The sequence below is a fragment of the Bradyrhizobium sp. BEA-2-5 genome, assembly GCF_032918025.1.
Taxonomy (GTDB): domain Bacteria; phylum Pseudomonadota; class Alphaproteobacteria; order Rhizobiales; family Xanthobacteraceae; genus Bradyrhizobium; species Bradyrhizobium pachyrhizi.
The window spans coordinates 8,388,408-8,406,336 of the sequence record NZ_CP136629.1 but is presented as its reverse complement, the minus strand read 5'-3'; the positions used below and the strand labels follow the sequence as shown (position 1 = coordinate 8,406,336).

18 protein-coding genes and 1 pseudogene are annotated in these 17,929 nt (G+C 64.1%); 13 read left to right on the top strand and 6 right to left on the bottom strand.

Going from position 1 to position 17,929, the window contains the following annotated elements; genetic code table 11:
- Positions 1-1,240 precede the first annotated feature (1,240 nt).
- Entirely contained in the window at positions 1,241-1,507 is a 267-nt protein-coding gene (gene rpsT / locus RX327_RS39185) for a 30S ribosomal protein S20 (RefSeq protein ID WP_317249067.1), read from the bottom strand.
- A gap of 373 nt (positions 1,508-1,880) precedes the next feature.
- On the opposite strand from rpsT, the gene RX327_RS39180 reads away from it, so the two are divergent.
- The 3 genes from RX327_RS39180 (at position 1,881) to RX327_RS39170 (ending at position 3,914) form a co-directional block, all read left to right on the top strand.
- A complete protein-coding gene (locus tag RX327_RS39180) occupies positions 1,881-2,198 on the top strand; it encodes a hypothetical protein (protein ID WP_317249066.1) in 318 nt (105 codons plus the stop codon).
- 130 nt (positions 2,199-2,328) lie between these two features.
- Entirely contained in the window at positions 2,329-2,985 is a 657-nt protein-coding gene (gene msrA, locus RX327_RS39175; protein ID WP_050383605.1) for a peptide-methionine (S)-S-oxide reductase MsrA, read from the top strand.
- A 173-nt stretch (positions 2,986-3,158) separates the two neighbouring features.
- Complete coding sequence (locus RX327_RS39170) at positions 3,159-3,914, top strand: polysaccharide biosynthesis/export family protein (RefSeq protein WP_317249065.1); 756 nt, start codon at positions 3,159-3,161, stop codon at positions 3,912-3,914.
- A 38-nt stretch (positions 3,915-3,952) separates the two neighbouring features.
- Here RX327_RS39170 and RX327_RS39165 read toward each other — a convergent pair whose 3' ends face one another.
- From RX327_RS39165 to RX327_RS39155, 3 genes are all read right to left on the bottom strand, one after another.
- Positions 3,953-4,624 carry a dienelactone hydrolase family protein gene (locus tag RX327_RS39165; protein ID WP_317249064.1) on the bottom strand — a complete coding sequence of 224 codons (672 nt, stop codon included), beginning with the start codon at positions 4,622-4,624 and terminating at the stop codon, positions 3,953-3,955.
- 79 nt (positions 4,625-4,703) lie between these two features.
- On the bottom strand, positions 4,704-5,039 hold the full coding sequence (locus RX327_RS39160; protein WP_050383398.1) for a hypothetical protein: 336 nt from the start codon (positions 5,037-5,039) through the stop codon (positions 4,704-4,706).
- Positions 5,036-5,824: an alpha/beta fold hydrolase gene (locus RX327_RS39155; RefSeq protein WP_317249063.1), complete on the bottom strand. Its 789-nt coding sequence runs from the start codon at positions 5,822-5,824 to the stop codon at positions 5,036-5,038. The genes RX327_RS39160 and RX327_RS39155 overlap by 4 nt, the downstream gene beginning before the upstream one ends.
- A 309-nt stretch (positions 5,825-6,133) precedes the next feature.
- Between RX327_RS39155 and RX327_RS39150 the strand changes: the two genes are divergently transcribed.
- From RX327_RS39150 to RX327_RS39135, 4 genes are all read left to right on the top strand, one after another.
- Positions 6,134-6,625, top strand: a complete 492-nt coding sequence (locus RX327_RS39150) for a (2Fe-2S)-binding protein (RefSeq protein WP_317249062.1) — start codon at positions 6,134-6,136, stop codon at positions 6,623-6,625.
- Positions 6,622-8,907: a xanthine dehydrogenase family protein molybdopterin-binding subunit gene (locus RX327_RS39145; RefSeq protein ID WP_317249061.1), complete on the top strand. Its 2,286-nt coding sequence runs from the start codon at positions 6,622-6,624 to the stop codon at positions 8,905-8,907. The genes RX327_RS39150 and RX327_RS39145 overlap by 4 nt, the downstream gene beginning before the upstream one ends.
- 291 nt (positions 8,908-9,198) lie before the next feature.
- Positions 9,199-10,296, top strand: coding sequence for an HD-GYP domain-containing protein (locus RX327_RS39140; protein WP_317249060.1), 1,098 nt, complete (start codon positions 9,199-9,201; stop codon positions 10,294-10,296).
- A 208-nt stretch (positions 10,297-10,504) separates the two neighbouring features.
- Entirely contained in the window at positions 10,505-11,794 is a 1,290-nt protein-coding gene (locus RX327_RS39135; protein WP_050383394.1) for a cytochrome P450, read from the top strand.
- Between the two features lie 16 nt (positions 11,795-11,810).
- On the opposite strand, the gene RX327_RS39130 is transcribed toward RX327_RS39135, so the two are convergent.
- Positions 11,811-13,391, bottom strand: a complete 1,581-nt coding sequence (locus tag RX327_RS39130) for an AMP-binding protein (RefSeq protein WP_317249059.1) — start codon at positions 13,389-13,391, stop codon at positions 11,811-11,813.
- A 209-nt stretch (positions 13,392-13,600) separates the two neighbouring features.
- Positions 13,601-14,020 carry a VOC family protein gene (locus RX327_RS39125; protein ID WP_028335562.1) on the bottom strand — a complete coding sequence of 140 codons (420 nt, stop codon included), beginning with the start codon at positions 14,018-14,020 and terminating at the stop codon, positions 13,601-13,603.
- 204 nt (positions 14,021-14,224) lie between these two features.
- On the opposite strand from RX327_RS39125, the gene RX327_RS39120 reads away from it, so the two are divergent.
- The 6 genes and pseudogenes from RX327_RS39120 to RX327_RS39095 all read left to right on the top strand — a co-directional run bounded on the left by RX327_RS39120 (position 14,225) and on the right by RX327_RS39095 (position 17,836).
- The gene (locus RX327_RS39120; RefSeq protein WP_317249058.1) at positions 14,225-15,196 is read left to right on the top strand and encodes a tripartite tricarboxylate transporter substrate binding protein; all 972 of its coding nucleotides are present in this window, start codon (positions 14,225-14,227) and stop codon (positions 15,194-15,196) included.
- Positions 15,197-15,361: 165 nt separating this feature from the next.
- Positions 15,362-15,646: a DUF3551 domain-containing protein gene (locus RX327_RS39115; protein WP_028335563.1), complete on the top strand. Its 285-nt coding sequence runs from the start codon at positions 15,362-15,364 to the stop codon at positions 15,644-15,646.
- 129 nt (positions 15,647-15,775) lie between these two features.
- Positions 15,776-16,231: a metalloregulator ArsR/SmtB family transcription factor gene (locus RX327_RS39110; RefSeq protein WP_317249057.1), complete on the top strand. Its 456-nt coding sequence runs from the start codon at positions 15,776-15,778 to the stop codon at positions 16,229-16,231.
- Positions 16,216-16,578: pseudogene (locus RX327_RS39105) on the top strand (SRPBCC family protein); the annotation flags it as partial. The gene RX327_RS39110 and the pseudogene RX327_RS39105, both read left to right, overlap by 16 nt.
- An 18-nt stretch (positions 16,579-16,596) precedes the next feature.
- Positions 16,597-17,334, top strand: a complete 738-nt coding sequence (locus RX327_RS39100) for a thioredoxin family protein (protein WP_317249056.1) — start codon at positions 16,597-16,599, stop codon at positions 17,332-17,334.
- A 145-nt stretch (positions 17,335-17,479) separates the two neighbouring features.
- Positions 17,480-17,836, top strand: a complete 357-nt coding sequence (locus RX327_RS39095) for a DUF1428 domain-containing protein (RefSeq protein ID WP_028335567.1) — start codon at positions 17,480-17,482, stop codon at positions 17,834-17,836.
- The last annotated feature ends 93 nt before the right edge of the window (positions 17,837-17,929 follow it).

Here is a 17,929-nt window from a genome sequence, read left to right as displayed (position 1 = left end):
TGCCTTCGTACTTCCAAGTCTGAGAGATAATCGTTGCGAAAGCGCCGTGCAGGTTTCCTGCCGCGGCGCGACCTCTAGCGGGCGCGGTCTGCTCCGGACAAAGCTCTCCCGTGCGGCGGCCATGCGCCACCCGACAGATCAGCTGTTTGGAGAAGATGCGCCCCGCGAGGTCAGCGCGTACTCGACGGACGCTTCGGGTGGGAGCTGACGTCCGAGGGGTTGATTACGGCACCACTGGAAATTTGCGCTTCGGCTGTTGTTGGTTCGACTGCAGTGATGATACCGTAAGGCATAAGACCTCCCCCTCCCGCCGCGACGTATCGCGGCAAGTTGTCAGCTTGCTCGTGTCTTCAAGTTCGAACTGCCGCTACCGAACACCGAAATGCCCGGCGCTTCGCCGCCGCCGTGTCGTCGTCAACCCGTTCACTCGCTCCGCGTTCCCGCTGCCAGATTCCGACTGACGTCCTGGTCTCTCTTGTTCGATCCCCCAAATTGCCGGGGACATCGCCGGAGAAATTTTGACACAGGTCGACCGTCCTCATATCGCTATGAGCCGTCAATCCAGCTTCGCTTGGAAAGCGTCGCTAACGCACACACCGCCGCCGATTTGTGCGTCCGCCCCTGGGTCTCAAACCGCGCTGATCTGGAGAGCCGTGGGCGTCGCGAACAAGAAATAAATACACCAAGCTGATTTTCTGACAATCCGTGGATTCGACGGGGATCGAGACTCTTCGCGACTGTTGCGGCGCCGCCGACGCTGAGTTGCGAAAGCAAGTTTTTGAATCACCGCACAGATTCACGCGTGTCACAAACGACGGTGCAATACCAAAAATTTTTCATAGAAAATTTACATTTGGTCTCGCGCCGGTCATTTTTCCAATCGCTGTTCGGCGCTATGTGCATAAGTAACTCGCGAGACGTCATTTTTCTCGATTGCTTTTGCAGGGTAACCCCGCTTCGCAAATTTCGACGCGAGAAGCCGGCGCGCTATTCCATCTATCTAGCTTAGCGAAGAACAATCTGTGCGCGAGTGCTCCGCGTTAAGCATGTTGAGCCGGTAGAACTACGGACGCGACGAAACATGACATGCAGTTCGTTGCGCGGCAACGCCGACTCTTCTCGCGCTATGAAACTTCCACGACAAAATGCGAGACAAAAACAAAAAGCCCGGCGCGAGCCGGGCTTCGTGACAAATGTGTTTTTCAGTCAGCTCGCTCGGCGAGTTCTTGCTTCGCGAGCGCTACTTGGCGAGCTTGGCGATCCGCTGCGACAGGCGCGACACCTTACGGCTCGCGTTGTTCTTGTGAATAATGTTGCGCTGCGCTGCCTTCATCAGCTCGGGCTCGGCGCGGCTCATCGCCTTCAGCGCCGCCTCGCGGTCGCCGGTCTTGATGGCTTCCTCGACGGTGCGCACGGCGCCGCGCATCTGGGTGCGGCGCGATTTGTTGACGGCAGTGCGGCGGGCGATCTTGCGCGTCGCTTTCTTGGCGGAAGTGGTATTGGCCATGGTTCTCTAACTGTCCTTCGGCGGTGATCGCTCGGTGGTCGGGCTTGCGCGCACCGGCCGGTTCAAATCCCAACTCTGATGTATTTGTCCAAGGTGGTTCTCTTGGGTGTCCTTGAGGCGGCCATGCGAAGAGCGCAAAATGCTGCCCCCGCATGCGGCACTGTCCAAAGAACAGCGGCGGCAGGATTGCGCCCACCGCCATCGGCCGGTCTTATAGATGGCGCGGGCTTAAGCGTCAACGCTTTCGGGACCCAAAAAGGGCCCGAAATCGCCCCCGCGGGGGCCGGATAAGCCGCTGAAGAGGTTGAATTTCCGGGGGGCGCCCGGTAAGGCCTGACGACGCGTGGGGCGCGACTGGGAGTTAGGGTGAGGCATGATCCGCGGCTTTTTCCGACTGATTGGGCTGTTGCTGCTCGCCGGCGGGTTCATCTTCATGGTCTATGACGGCGCCCGCTGGGTGGCCGACCAGACCCTCAGGTTCACCCGGTTCGGCCAGTTCTGGAACGACATCCACCAGTCGAGCCAGCAGGCATTCCATGCCTGGGTGGATCGCTTCGCGCCCTGGCTCTGGAATGACGTGATCCGCCTGCTTCTGGAGCAGCCGGTGTTCGCAGTGCTCGGCATTGCCGGCATCCTGCTGATGATCCTGTTCCGGCCGCGCAAGCCCCTGATCGGCTACGCGCGCGACTGACTTGTCGGCAGCCCTCCCTGGCTGCAGCGCCCCGTAACGGGGCTGCCATCATCCGCGTAAGGACATATATAGGTGACAGCCGGCCCGCAGGCCGTTGCCGCGTCGGCCGATGTCCCGCCTGGAGGTGTCCATGTTGTTCATGCGCAAGACCACCGCGTTGCCAAGCGCCGCCGAGGCGTTGCCGGGCCGCGCGACGCCGATCCCGACCGCGATCACCCATTTCGTCAATGGCAGCAAGTTGCAGCCGCCTTATCCGCAAGGCCTCGAGCAGGCGGTGTTCGGGCTCGGCTGCTTCTGGGGCGCGGAGCGCAAATTCTGGGAACTCGGCGAGGGGATCTACACCACCGCGGTCGGCTATGCCGGCGGCCACACGCCGAACCCGACCTATGAGGAAGTATGCTCGGGGCGCACCGGCCACACCGAAGTGGTGCTGGTTGTGTTCGACCCGAAGAAGATCTCCTACGAGAAGCTGCTGAAGACGTTCTGGGAGAACCACAACCCGACGCAGGGCATGCGCCAGGGCAACGACATCGGCACGCAATATCGCTCCGCGATCTACACGTTCAGCGACGCGCAGCGCAAAGCCGCCGATGAGTCGCAGGCGATGTATCAGAAGGCGCTTGCCGCCAAGGGCCTCGGCGCCATCACCACCGAGATCGCGCCGGCCGGTGAATTCTACTTCGCCGAAGACTACCACCAGCAATACCTCGCCAAGAATCCGGCGGGCTATTGCGGGCTCGGCGGCACCGGCGTGTCCTGCCCGATCGGCGTCGGCGTCACCGCCTGACCGTCTTGTTGAGAAAGAGCCCGCTCCGGAAAGCCGGTTTGCGCTCTTCACGGGCACGGTTCCAAGCCAATGGGAGGCCGGCTTTTCCGGCCTCCCGCTCGATCCTCGAAAACCCTTTGTTAACCATAAGTGGTGCAAGACTGGGCCTGTCTCGCCGTTGAGGGATAGGTCCGGTGCCGGTTGCACGCGCGTTACGATTGCCGATCACTGCCGTTGTGGCTGCGCTCGCGCTGTCTGGCTGCATGAGCACGTCCGGTCCCGTCGCCGTCGGCCCGCAAGGTGTCGATGCCGTCACCTACGGCCCGGCCTACGCACCCGCTCCAGTTGCCGATGCCGGCGGCGGCGGTGCGATCAGCGCATTGCGTTCCGCCTTCGCCAGCGCATCCCCTGGTTATGGCTATGCCGCACCGGCCGCCGCCCCGGTCGTCTATGCCGCCGCCTCCCCGGGTGGACCCCCCGCCGGTTACGACAACGGATATCACCTTGGCCCCGGCGACAAGCTTCGCGTCGTGGTCTACGGCCAGGAAGGCCTCACCAACAGCTATGCGATCGACGCCGGCGGCTCCATCACCATGCCGCTGATCGGCGCCGTGCCGGCGCGGGGCCGCACCACGGCAGGTCTGGCCGGCGAGATCGCCGCGCGCCTGCGCAACGGCTACATCCGCGAGCCGTCCGTGGCGGTCGAGATCGAGGCCTATCGTCCGTTCTTCATTCTCGGCGAGGTCCTCGCGCCCGGCCAATATCCTTACGTGCCGAACATGACAGTCGAGAGCGCCGTCGCCATCGCCGGCGGTTTCTCGCCGCGTGCCCGCCGCGACAGCGTGACGCTGACCCACACCGATGCGTCCGGCTCCGGGCGCTTCGTGGTGCCGCTCGGCACCCCCCTCAGCCCCGGCGATACCGTGTTCGTCGGCGAGCGCTGGTTCTAACGAAGGACAGCGTCCTTCGTCATTCCAGGTTCGCCCTATCAGCGCAGATGCTTCGCGAAGAACGCCATGCTGCGCGGCCAGGCGATGTCGGCGCTGGCCTTGTCGTAGCTCGCCCGCTCGTCGCAGTGGAAGCCGTGCTGAGCGCCCGGATAGATGAAGACCTCGACGTCTGGCCGTTTCGACTTGATGGTCTCGACGTCGGTCAGCGGGATCCCGGCATCCTTCTCGCCGAAATGCAATTGCGTCGGCACCTTCGGCGTCTCGTCGGCAAAGCGCACGACGGCGCCGCCGTAATAGCCGACCGCGGCTGACAGCCCGGCCAGCCTGGTGGCGGCCGCATAAGCGACGCTGCCGCCGAGACAGAAGCCGATGATGCCGATGGGGCCGACGCTCTTCACGGCATCGATCGCGGCTTGCGTGTCGCGCAGCATCGCGGCCCAATCCGGATTGGCGACGAACTTGCGCGCCTCCGCGATCTCGTCGGGCGAATAGCCCGACTGGAAGTTCGGCGACGTCCGGTCGAAGATCGACGGCGCGATCGCGACATAGCCTTCTTTGGCGAGGCGGTCGCAGACCGAGCGGATGTGGTGATTGACCCCGAAGATCTCCTGGATCACCACCACCGCGCCCTTCGGCGTGCCGGAGGGGTCAGCGCGATAGGCGCCGAGTTCGAAACCGTCCGAAGCTTTCAGTTTGATGTCTTGTCCCATGGTCCATCCTTGTCAGTTTGGGGGTTGCATGAAGCTTCTTGGCGATCGCTGCGAAAGCCGATCATGCATCGAGCATGATCTAGCGCCACATCCAGTTCTCGCCCCAGTCGGCCTTCCAGCCGGTCAGCCGGTGTTTGCGGAATTGGAGGAAGAGGCGGTCGTGGTGCGGAAACAGCCCGCCGCCGCCGAGGTCGCGGAAGGTCAGGAAGATCTCGTTGCCGGGCTGTCCGCTGACATAGGTGAGCGGCGTGCCGAGCGCGCGCTGCGCGTCCGCAACGCCCATGCCAAGCGCCAGCGGCGTGGTGTTCGACAGCGTCGCGGTGAAAGTGGATGGGGCTGTCACGAACGGCAGCTTCTGCGCGCTCGCCGCTGTCGTGGCCGCAGTCAGCAGCAAGGCAACGGCGACTGTCTTCATGACGCGGGCTTTCCCGGCGCGTCGGCTTCAAGGCCATCCAGGAACGGCAGCACCGCGGCGATGAAGGCCTGCGGCTGGTCAATGTTGACGGCATGGCCGGCGTTCGGAATCACCGCCTTCTGCGCGCCGGGGATCTTTGCCGCCATGTAGTCGGACGCGGCGAGGAACGGCGTGTCGTCGGCGCCGACCACGATCAGCGTGGGCACCTTGATGTCGGGCAGCAGCTCGATCACGCGCGCATCGCGCTGGGTCAGCATGCCGCGCGCGGCAAGCGCCAGCCCGCTGGCGTTGCGATGGGTGACCGATGCGCGCTCGGCGCTCAACGATCTCAGCACCTCGAGCCCTTCGCGGTCGAAGCGGTCGCCGGTCTCACGGGCGCGCTTGTTCCAGGCTTCGCGCGCGTCGTTCTTCTTGAAGCCAGGGCCAGTGTCGATGATCAGCAGCGCGCGGGTGCGCTCCGGATGCGCGCGATAGAATGCGAGCGACATATAGCCCCCGAGCGAGAGACCGCCGATGATTGCCTTGTCGGCGCCGGCGGCGTCGAGGAGAGCGGCGATGTCGCCGACCGTCAGCGCTTCGCTATAGGCATCGGGATCATCGGGATAGTCGGACTCGCCGTGGCCGCGCATGTCCCACAAGACCAGCTTGTGATCCCTCGCGAACGCTTCGACCTGCCCGTGCCACATCGCCGAGGTCGAGGAATAGCCGTGGGTGAGCAGCAACGGCGGACCTCCGCCATGAACCTCGTAGTAGATCCCGACGCCGTTGCGGTTGAGCTTGGCCATTGACGGGCTCCTTGTGTTTCTCTCGCCGCTGTTATCGGACGGCGTTGCCGGTGCTTGCTGCCGACGCTTTGAGCAAGCGCCTGTCGATTAGACACGAACGCTGGCATTCCAAAAAGCGTCATGCCGTTGCCGCATCGCACAACAGGCATCTTCGGAAATTTATTCTTTTCGAGCAATTCCAAATTGGATTGCCTCCAGCCGGGAACCGGATCATTGTTTCGGCAACTGTCGCTGACCCGGTGGGCGCCGGCCAAGACCCAACAGTGAGTTGCCGCCGTAAGCGGCTTCCTACACCGGAAGGGGAGAGAGATGCCAAATCTCAATATCAACGGACGGAATATGTCCGTCGAGGCGGCCAATGACACGCCGCTGCTTTGGGTCATCCGCGAGCAATTGCAGATGACGGGCACCAAATTCGGTTGCGGCGCCGGTCTGTGCGGCGCCTGCACGGTTCACGTCAACGGCGAAGCGGTGCGGTCCTGCCAGACCTCGGTCGCCGACGCCGTCGGCAAGAAGATCACCACCATCGAAGGCCTCTCCGCCAAGGGCGATCATCCCTTGCAGAAGGCCTGGGTCGCTGAGCAAGTCCCGCAATGCGGCTACTGCCAGACCGGCCAGATCATGCAGGCGGCGGCGCTGCTGTCGAAGAACACCAACCCGACCAAGGAAGAAGTGGTCGCGCATATGGACGGCAATCTCTGCCGTTGCATGACCTATTCACGAATCCAGAAGGCGATCATGCGCGCTGCGTCCGACATGCGCACCGCATCGGCCACCGGATCCGAGCGGAGGGCCACATGAACAAGCACGTGAAAAACCTCGCTCCAGAGACGACCGATCTCAGCCGCCGTTCCTTCCTGGTCGGCACCGCTGCTACCGGCCTCGTACTCGGCTATGCCGGGTCAGGCATCGACCAGGCGCTCGCGGCACCCGCGCCCGCCAACTTCGAGCCGAGCGTCTGGTATTCGATCGCGCCCGACGGTCTCGTCACCGTGACCTGCGGCAAGGCCGACATGGGCCAGCACGTCGCCTCGACCATGGCGCAGATCGTGGCCGAAGAGCTCGGCGCGAACTGGAAGGACATGCGGGTTCAGCTCGCCTCCAACGATCCGAAGTTCAACGATCCCGTGCTGGGCGCGCAGATCACCGGCGGCAGCTGGTCGACGATGATGAACTTCGATGCGATGAGCCGCGCCGGCGCAGCCGGCCGTATCGCATTGACCGAGGCGGCGGCGGCCTCCATGGGCGTGCCGGCCGGCGAGCTGGTGGTACGCGATTCCAAGATCAGCCACGCAAAGTCGAAGAAGTCGATGTCGTTCGCCGAGGTGGTGAAGAGCGGCAAGGCGACCAAGACCTTCACGGCGGATGATCTGAAGGCGATCAAGCTGAAGACGCCCGACCAGTACACCATGATCGGCGTCTCGGTGCCGCAACTCGACATCCCGTCGAAGACCAACGGCACGGCCAAGTACGGCATCGACGTGATGGTGCCGGGCATGGTCCACGGCGCGCTGGTCACCCCGCCGGTGCGTTACGGCGCCACCGTGAAGTCGGTCGACGATAGCGCGGCCAAGAAGCTGCCCGGCTTCATCAAGGCCGTCACCCTCGACGACAAGACCACAACCACGACCGGCTGGGTCGTCGCGGTCGCCAACACCTATGCGCAGGCGAAGAAGGCCGCCGCGGCGCTGAAGATCAGCTATGACGGCGGTCCGAACGCAAAGCTGTCGAGCGAATCGCTGCTCACGGAAGCCAAGCGGCTTCAGGGACTGGACGATTCCGGCCAGTTCTTCGTCAAGGACGGTGATCCCAAGGCGGCCTTCGGCTCGGCGGCCAAGGTGCTGGAGGCGGAATACACCACCAACATCAACATCCACGCGCCGATGGAGCCGATGAACGCCACCGCGGAGTTCAAGGGCGACATCCTGCACATCTATTCCGGCAACCAGTTCGCGACGCGCTCCGGCGCGATTGCGGCCGGCGCCGCCGGGATCGATCCGAAGTTCGTGGTGATGCACCAGATGTGGCTGGGCGGCGGTTTCGGCCGGCGTCTCGACGCCGACATGATGGTGCCCGCGGTGCAGGCGGCGAAGGCCGTCGGCAAGCCGGTCAAGGTCATCTACACGCGCGAAAACGACATGACGATGGATTTCTCGCGTCCGCTGACCTACCAGAAGGTGAAGGCCGGCATGGACGGTGACGGCAAGATCGTCGCGATGAGCCACGACGTGGTTTCGGCCTGGCCGACCGCGCGTTGGGGAATCCCCGATTTCCTCACACCGTCGGTCGACAAGAAGGGTCCGCTCGACTCCTTCACCGTGAACGGAGCGGACTTCTTCTACACCGTGCCCAACCACTATGTGCGGGCGATCAAGAACGAGATGGCGCACAACGCCACCCCGTCGGGTCAGCTCCGCTCGGTGGCGCCGGGCTGGACGTTCTGGGCGGTCGAAAGCATGATCGACGAGATCGCGCATGCGACCGGCAAGGACCCGGCGCAGCTGCGCATCTCGTTGCTCGACGGCAAGGGCAAGAACGACGGCGGCGCGCAGCGTCTCCGCAACACCTTGCTCGCTGCGATGGGCCTTGCCGGCTACGGCACCAAGCAGCTGCCCAAGGGCGAAGGCATGGGCGTTGCGTGCGTGTCGTCGCAGGAGCGCGCCACGGCGAGCTGGACCGCCTGCGTCGCCCATGTCGCGGTCGCCCCGTCGGGCGAGGTGACGGTGAAGAAGCTGACGGTTGCGACCGACGTTGGTACGCAGGTGAATCCCGACGGCATCCGGGCCCAGGTCGAGGGCGCGGCGCTGTGGGGCATGTCACTGGCGCTGTTCGAGAAGGCGACGTTGAAGGACGGCGGCATCGAGCAGACCAACTTCGACAGCTATACGCCGCTTCGGATGAGCCAGCTGCCGGAAGTCGCGGTCAACGTCATCGCCAATGGCGAGAAGGCGACCGGCGTCGGCGAGCCCGCGGTGACGGTGGTGGCGCCGGCGATCGGCAACGCCGTCTTCAACGCGGTCGGTGCCCGCGTCCGCGGCCTGCCGATCACCGCAGAAGCCGTCAAGGCGGCGATGAAGGCGTAACGATCTGAACGAACAAGAACGCCGGAGAGCACGAGCTCTCCGGCGTTTTTCTTTGCTCCGCGCGTCGGCCGGGCGGTTACGGCATCAAATCTGACGCCGCAAAAATTCATGATTCGCCGCCGATCTGCGCATCTGCATTGATTTTCAGTCGGCCTGATTTTGCTGGCGGATTCGGCGATCGCTCAAATTGTATCCATTGCGCTTAAGCGCCGTTCAGCATCCCCATTAAGCCGGAGGGAACGCATCGTCAGGTAGCGTCCCGGCGTCGGTCGTTACTGCGACGGGGATGCCATGACTGCCTTAGCCAACAACCAGACTTCGAAGCGCCGCCTGCTGCTGGCGTCAGATCGAAGCGATCAGAGCAACGAGCTCGCCAGCATCCTGCGCTCGGTGGGCGAGGTCGATACCGTTCCGACCTCAGATATTCCCGAGCAGCCGGGCCGCGATCTCTCCGGCCTCGTGGTCGACATCAACCTGCGCTCGCCCGAGGCCGTGCAACTCGTCCGCGCCAAGCTGCAGGCCGATGCCTATCGCGAGATGCCGCGGCTGTTCGTGCTGGCGGACGCCCTGCATCACGGCACCATGCAGGCCTGGGCGTTGGGGGCCACCGACACCATCTCGCGGCCGCTTCAGCCCGAGGCCATCCTTCAGCGCATCCGCGCCGCCTTCCCGGACACTGCCGCCTATGACGCGACCGATCGCGGCAAGACGCTCAACCGCGGCGTCGAGGCGGCGCACGCGGTGCTGGCCAAGATGTTCGAGAGGATGCGTGCCGGCGAGCCGCTCAAGTTCGAGGACATCGTCGCCGCCGAGAGCAAGATTCTGAAGGCGATCAAGCATTCCTCGCTGCGCGAATGGCTGACCACGGTCGGCTGCCACCATGTCGGCAGCTATCGCCATTGCCTGTTCGTCACCGGCTTCGCCGTCGCCTTCGCCCAGCATCTCGGCATGCGCGAGGACGACCAGCGCCGCCTGACCCGCGCCGCGCTGCTGCACGACGTCGGCAAGGCCTTCGTTCCTGCCACGCTGCTCGAGAAGCCCGGCAAGCTCACCGACGAGGAGATGGAAGAGGTGCGCCAGCATCCGCGTCGCGGCTATGAAGCGCTCGCCGCGCAAGGCGGCTTCCCGCCGGAGATGCTGGACGTGGTGCTGCATCATCACGAATTCCTCGACGGCTCCGGCTATCCGAACGGCCTGTCGTCGAACCAGATCAGCGACATCGTGCGGCTGACGACGATCGTCGACATCTACGCCGCCCTGGTGGAGAAGCGCGCCTACCGGCTGCAGTTCACCCACGCCAAGGCATTCTCCATGATGGAGGAGATGGGCGGCAAGCTCGACCAGCAATTGCTGCAGGCGTTCCGCCCGGTGGCGTTCGGGCATTATTGATCTCCAATGGTTTTCGCCGTCATTGCGAGCGGAGCGAAGCAATCCATCGCTCCGTCTGTGCGGGCCGATGGATTGCTTCGTCGCTCCGCTCCTCGCAATGACGCCTTTGGCGGGGATCCTAGCCAATCAACGCAAGTCGTCCTCCTTACCTCCGCCTAGATTCCGTTGATCATCGGCAAGACCGATGCTGGGGCGAGTGAGGACGATCATGGATACGGCAACGACCGGGGATTTCGACATCCCCGCCGACATCGCGGCAACCCTCGTCGATCCCGTCGCCTATGCGGACGACCGCATCCACGACAGCTATCGCTGGCTACGCGCCAACAATCCGCTCGGCATCGCGCGGCCCGAGAAGTTCGATCCGTTCTGGGTGGTGACGAAGCACGCGCATATCCAGGCCATCAGCCGGCAGAACGAGCTGTTCCACAACGCCGATCGGCCGACCACCCTAACGACGCAGGCGCTCGAGGAGCGCGTTCGCAAGATCACCGGCGGGCCCAATTTGGTGCGCTCGCTGGTGCAGATGGACGCGCCCGATCACCCGAAATATCGCGCACTGACGCAAGGCTGGTTCATGCCGGCCAATCTCGGCAAGTTCGAGGCCCGCGTTCGCGAGATCGCGCGCGCCACGGTGCAGCGCATGCTCGCGAGGGGCGGCGCCTGCGACTTCGTCGAGGACGTGGCGCTCGGCTATCCGCTCCACGTCATCATGGAGATCCTCGGCGTGCCCGAGGCGGACGAGCCGCGCATGCTCAAGCTGACGCAGGAGCTGTTTGGCCCGCAGGATCCCGACACCGCGCGCGTCCGCGACGCGCTGAGCGCGGAGCAGGTCTCCGCGATGTTGCAGGCGATCATCGCCGACTTCTCCGCCTACTTCCGCAAGATCACCGAGGATCGCCGCCAGAACCCGCGCGACGATCTCGCCACCGTCATCGCCAACGCGAAGATCGGCGGCGAGTATATGCCGGAGCACGATCAGACCAGCTATTACATGATCGTCGCGACCGCGGGTCATGACACCACCTCATCCTCGACCGCGGGCGCGATCTGGGCGCTGGCCAGGGACCCCGCGGAATTCGCCAAGGTGAAGGCCAACCCGGAGCTGATCTCGGGCCTGGTCGATGAGTCGATCCGCTGGATGACGCCGGTCAAGCATTTCATGCGCTCGGCCACCGCGGATACCGAGCTCGGCGGCCGCAAGATCGCCAAGGGCGACTGGCTGATGCTGTGCTACGCCTCGGGCAATCGCGACGAGGAGGTGTTCGAGGACCCCGATCGCTTCCGCAGCGACCGCAAGCCCAATCGCCATGTCGCGTTCGGCTATGGCGCGCATCTCTGTCTCGGTCAGTACCTCGCCAAGCTCGAGATGCGCATCCTGTTCGAGGAGCTGCTGCCGCGCCTGAAGTCGCTGTCGCTCGACGGCGAGGTGAAGATGACGCAGGCCTATTTTGTCAACGGCCCGAAGAAGCTGCCGATCCGGTTCGAGGTGAATTGACGCGGCCAGGGCCGCGTCACTCCACCATCTTCCTGAGCTCCGCCTTCGCCACCTTCTCCAGCGTCGAGCGCGGCATGTCGTCGACGAGCCTGATCTCGCGCGGCACCTTGAAGTCGGCAAGTCCGGAGCGGCAGGCGGTCATGACGTTGTCGTGCAAATCGGCAGGCAGGGCCGCGACGCCGCCCTGCGGGATGATGAAGACGACCGGCACCTCGTCCAGCATCGGATGCGTCTTCGCCACCACCGCCGCCTCGCGCACGCCGGGGACCAGCGCGATCACCTGCTCGATCTCGGAGGCCGCGACGTTCTCGCCGCCGACCTTCAGCATGTCCTTGGCGCGATCGCCGAACTTGATGTAGCCGTTCGCAAGCCGCTCGACGCGGTCACCAGTGAGAAAGAAGCCGTGCTCGTCAAAACTCTCGCGCGTCGCCTTCTCGTTGTGCAGATATTCGGCGAACAGCGACAGGCCGGGAATGCCCTTGATCGCGAGATTGCCGGTACCGCCGACTTCCGTCGGCCGGCCGTCGTCATCGGTGATGCGGATCTGGTATTCGGGCGCGGCGCGGCCGATCGACATCGGGATGTTGGGCTGATCGACCTCGCCGACGATGCCGTGGGTGATGGTCTCGGTCATTCCCCACCAGCCGATGACCTTGACCCCGAACGCGGCGAAGGCCGGCGGCTCGTTGACGGCGGTGCCCCAGAGCCGGAACTTGTGATTCTTCGGCACCTCGTGCTCCAGCAGCGCCTTCATGCAAAACGGGATGGTCGAGGTCCAGGTCGCGCCGTGCTCGCGCGCGACGCTCCAGAACCGGCTGGCGGAGAAGCGCGGTTGGATCACGCAGGAGCCGCCGACCCACAGCGTCGCCAGCATGGAGTAGGCCAGGGCATTGGTGTGGAACAGCGGCAGATAGGTCTGATGCACGTCGCTCGCATGCAGATCCTCATTCGCGGCGTTGATCTTGGCGCCCCACAGCGCATTGGCATGGGTCCACAGCACCGCTTTCGGCCGCGACGTGGTGCCGGAGGTGTACTGCACGCTGCAAGGCGCCAGCGGATCGGCCGGGCGACGTGGCCGGTCGGCACTGTCGGCAAACAGCGCGTCAAAGCTGTCGCCGCGCGCGGGCAGCTGTGCCGGCGCTTGCCCGGCGTCGTGCGAGGTCACCGCGATCCAGCGCAGGCTCTTGCAGTTGGCGGCGATCAGTTCCGCATAGGCCGGCTGCGTGATCGCGGCGACTGCGCCGCAATGATCGGCGAAATACTCGATCTCCGCCGGCGCCGAGCGGGTGTTGGTGGTGACCGCGATGGCGCCGAGCTCGGCACAGGCAAACCAGGCCAGCATCGCCTCGATGCAATTGTCGAGATGAATGAGCACATATTCGCCCTGCCGGATGCCGCGCTTCGCAAGGCCCGCAGCGAGCGCACCGACTCGCTCGTGAAATTCGCCATAACTCCAGTGCCGCGCCGGCTCCTCGAACGGCGCCCAGATCAGGAACGGATGGGAGCTGCGCACCTCGGCGCGCATCCTCAAGAGCCAGGGCACGTCGAGCCCCGCAAACGGTCCCACGATGCCCGGCACTGCTTTTGAATTGCTCATATGTCCTCCCGCGCGGCCTTGCCGGCCGCCATTGGTCTTGGTTGGGAGCAGTTCTGCCATCGGCGTGCGCCGAGAGCAAATCGTGATTTGCAAAGCGGTTTTGCGCTGAAGCAATTTGTTCCGCCGCGCGGAAGAGATCGATTTATTCGCGGCATCCGTCATCGGGCGCGCATTCGCACGCCGCGCCGGCTCGCAAGGACGAACGAAAGCTAGGTCGCGTTCTTTTCGTACGACGAGATCTCGATCAAGCTGCCATCCGGGTCCCTGCAATAGACCGAGCGCAGCGTGCCGCGCGCGCCTTGCTTGGCGACGGGGCCTTCCTCGATCCTGACGCCATTGGCCTTCAGATGCGCGACCACTTCCTCGGGTGTGCTCGACGTGAGGAAGCAGAGATCGTCGCTGCCGGCCGCCTCGTGCTCGGCGGTGAACCAGTCCACCTTGTCGGCATCGCGCGGCCGCACATTGATCTTCTGGTTGCCGAACACCAGCGAGGTGCGCGGTGTCTTGCCCTTGCCGGGGTCGAACACCTTCACCTCCATGCCGAGGATCCTGCTGTACCAGGCAACCGAGCGCACGACATCGGTGACGTTGATCACGAGATGGTCGAGGCCATTCACCTTGACGGACATGATCGATCCTCTTCGGTCCAGAGTGCTTTCGAGCGATGTGGTCGCCGGTTCTGGTGCGATCAGAGCCGAAGCTTAGTCTTTCGTCGCGGTCGGCGGCGCACGTGTCGCACTGGTCGCTTCAGGCATTGTTTGTTAAAACCGCGCCGCACGCAACGCAACAGAAACGGGCAGGGCGCCAAACCCTGCTGGATTGGGAGAAACTTCATGATTTCACGCCGTACCGCGCTGGGCCTGATCGGGTCGGGGATTTCGACATTCGCGATCGGCCGCGCTTCCGCTGCCGACTATCCGGCGCGGCCGGTGCGCTGGATCGTGGGTTATCCGCCGGGCGGCGCCACCGACATCATCGCGCGCCTGGTCGGGCAGCGGCTCTCGGAAAAGCTCGGCCAGCAATTCGTGGTCGAGAACAAGCCGGGCGCCGGGAACAATATCGCCACCGAATCGGTCGTCAATGCCGAGCCCGACGGCTACACGCTGCAGCTGGTCAATCCGGCCAACTACATCAATGCCTCGCTCTACAAGAATCTCAAGTTCAACTTCGTGAACGACATCGCACCGGTCGCCTCGTTCCAGCGCGTGCCGAACGTGATGACCGTCAACAAGGACGTGCCGGCCAAGAACGTCGCCGAGTTCATCGAATATGTGAAGGCCAATCCCGGCAAGGTCAACATGGCCTCGTCCGGTAACGGCACCTCGGTGCATCTGTCCGGCGAGATGTTCATGGCCATGACCGGCTGCAAGATGCAGCACGTGCCCTATCGCGGCGCGGCGCCCGCGATCACCGACATGCTCGGCGGCCAGGTGCAGGTGATCTTCGACAACATGCCCTCGATAATCCAGCACATCCGCTCCGGCTCGTTGCGCGCGCTGGCTGTGACGTCAACGGAGCGATCCTCGCAACTGCCGGATGTCCCGTCGGTCGCCGAAACCGTGAAGGGCTACGAGGCGAGCGCGCTGTTTGGCATGGGCGCGCCGAAGAACATGCCGAAGGAAGTTATCGCCAAGCTCAACACCGAGATCAACGCCGTGCTCGCCGAACCCGACATGAAGAAGCGTCTAGTCGAGCTCGGCGGCGATCCGCTGATCCAGACGCCGGAAGCCTTCGGCAACGACATCAAGGCCGAAACCGACAAGTGGAAGAAGGTGGTCGAGTTCGCCGGCCTCAAGGTCGAGTAGGCCTCGCAAGAGGCGCGATGCTGGATCGCGCGGGACAAATGTGGCCCGCGTGGTACAGCCGGTCCGCGGCCGAAGCCGTCGGCCTTGACGCGGAATAGAATGACGTTCAGGAACCTTATCAAAGGTGCCGCGCCTGGCTAACTGCGGCGTCCGAGGAGCCGGATCATGCGCGCATCGGGATTGGCAATGCTTGTTCTGGGAACGATGACGCTCGCAGGCGCGGCGAGTATCACGCCAGCTTCCGCCGATCCTTATGACTACCCATGGTGCGCGCAGGGCCCTAGCCTGGGCTATCCCGGCGAATGCGCTTACCGGACCTACCAGCAATGCCTCGCGAGCGTGTCCGGCCGTTATCTCTATTGCGGCGAGAATCCGCGCTTCCTGTTCAGCGAACCGCCGCCGCCACCGCGCCGCTATCAGCGTCGGCACCGGACCGTATATCCCGACTAGCGTTGCGGCATCACCGCAAGGCGGTCCGTCGCCACCGTTCCTGACGTTCGTCCCCCGGCTGGGTCCATCCTGACGCGATCGTGAAGTCGCGCGCTTGACGTCGCGCCGTTTGCGCCTATACTAAACCACATGGTTAAGTATAAGGACGAGGCGCTGGACCGGACCTTTGCGGCGTTGTCCGACCCGACACGGCGTGCGCTGCTCGCGCGCCTCGGCGAGCAGGACGGCCTGACGGTGAGCGAGCTGGCGGCCCCGTTTCCGGTCTCGCTGCCGGCGATCATGAAGCATCTCGACGTGCTCACGGATGCCGGCCTGATCATGCGGGAGAAGACCGGACGCACGGTCGCCTGCCGGCTCACCGCGCAGCCGATGGAGCAGGCGATGAACTGGCTCAATCGCTATGCGCAGTTCTGGTCCCACAATTTCGATCGTCTCGCCGCCTTCGTGGAGGAAGAACCATGGCAAACCAATCCGCAGTCGCCGCCGACGCCGGCCTCGCCGCGCGCCCAAGCCTCACCCTCACGCGGCGCCTCCGCGCGCGGCCGGAAAAAGTCTACGCCGCGTGGACCGAGCCGGAAAATCTAGCGCAGTGGTTCGGGCCGGGACAGGTCAAGCCCGGCACGACGCAGGCCGAGCTCGATGTCCGCGTCGGCGGACGCTACCGGATCAAGTTCACCGGCTCGAACGGCGAATATCACGAGGTCGGCGGCACCTATCGCGAGGTGGTGCCGAACGAGCTGCTCGTCTTCACCTGGGCCTGGCACTCGACGCCGGAGCGTGAGTCCGAGGTGACGATATCGATCAAGCCCGATGCCGGCGGCACGTTGCTCACCTTCCATCACGCACAGTTCGTCGATGAGACCGCCCGCGACAATCACCAGCGCGGCTGGACCGAATTCCTCGGCAGCCTGGAACAATACGTCGACGCCTGACCCGCAAAGGAGCATCTCATGCAACAGCACAAGATCGTCTCGCGCGAGGAATGGATCGCAGCCCGCAAGGCGCTGATGATCGGTGAGAAGGAGCTGACCCAGGCCCGCGAAGCGCTCAGCCGGCAGCGCCGCGAACTGCCCTGGGTGAAGGTCGACAAGGCCTATCAATTCGACGGGCCGAACGGCATCGTGTCGCTCGGCGACCTGTTCAAAGGCCGTCCGCAGCTCGTCGTGCAGCATGTGATGTTCGCACCCGACTGGGACGCGGCCTGCAAGAGCTGCTCGTTCTGGGCCGACGGTTTCGAGCGCATGGTGCCGCATCTGGCCGCGCGCGACACCACGATGATCGCGATCTCGCGGGCGCCGCTCGCAAAGCTCGACGCATTCAAGGCGCGGATGGGCTGGACCTTCGACTGGGTCTCCTCGGGAGAGAGCGACTTCAATTACGATTACGGCGTATCGTTCACGCAAGGGCAGATCGATGCGGGGGACGCGAAATACAATTATGGAACGACGCCGCTCTACGGTCCGGAGCTGCCCGGCATCAGCGTGTTCTACCGCGACGAGGCCGGCGAGATCTTCCATACCTATTCCTGCTTCGCCCGCGGCCTCGACATGATGAACGCCGCCTATCAGTATCTCGACCTCACGCCGCTCGGTCGTCACGAGGAGGGGCTGCCCTATCCGATGGACTGGGTCCGCCTGCGCGACCAGTACCAACCGGCGCCGGTTCAGGCATCCTGCTGTCACTCCTGATCGTCATTGCGAGGGGCTCGCGACAAAATTGCAGAGCAATTTTGCGCGGAAGCGACGAAGCATTCCATTCCTCGGCGTTTGAAGAGATGGATTGCTTCGCAGGCGCTCGCAATGACAGGGAGCCCAAACAGCAGGAAACCGCCCAATGCCTTACGTCGATGGATTCATCGTCGCCGTGCCGAAGAAGAAACTCAAAGCCTATGCGCAACTCTCGAAGAAGGCCGGCAAGGTCTGGCGTGAATATGGCGCGCTGGATTATCGCGAATGGGTCGCCGACGACGTCAAGCCGGGCAAGCTGACCTCATTTCCGCAGAGCGTGAAACTGAAGGCCGGCGAAACCGTCGTGTTTGCCTGGATCACCTACAAGTCGCGCGCCCAGCGCGACCGGATCAACGCCAAAGTGATGGCCGATCCGCGCCTTGCATCGATGAGCATGGGTGACGTGCCGTTCGACGGCAAGCGGATGATCTATGGCGGCTTCGCCAGCCTAGTGAAGGTCTGACGCGGCACGGTTTCGCCGCAATCCGCGCAATAACCGGCTGTTAAACATCACGCTCGGCAAGCCGCGCGATGCCGCTTGCGTTTACTTGGTGAT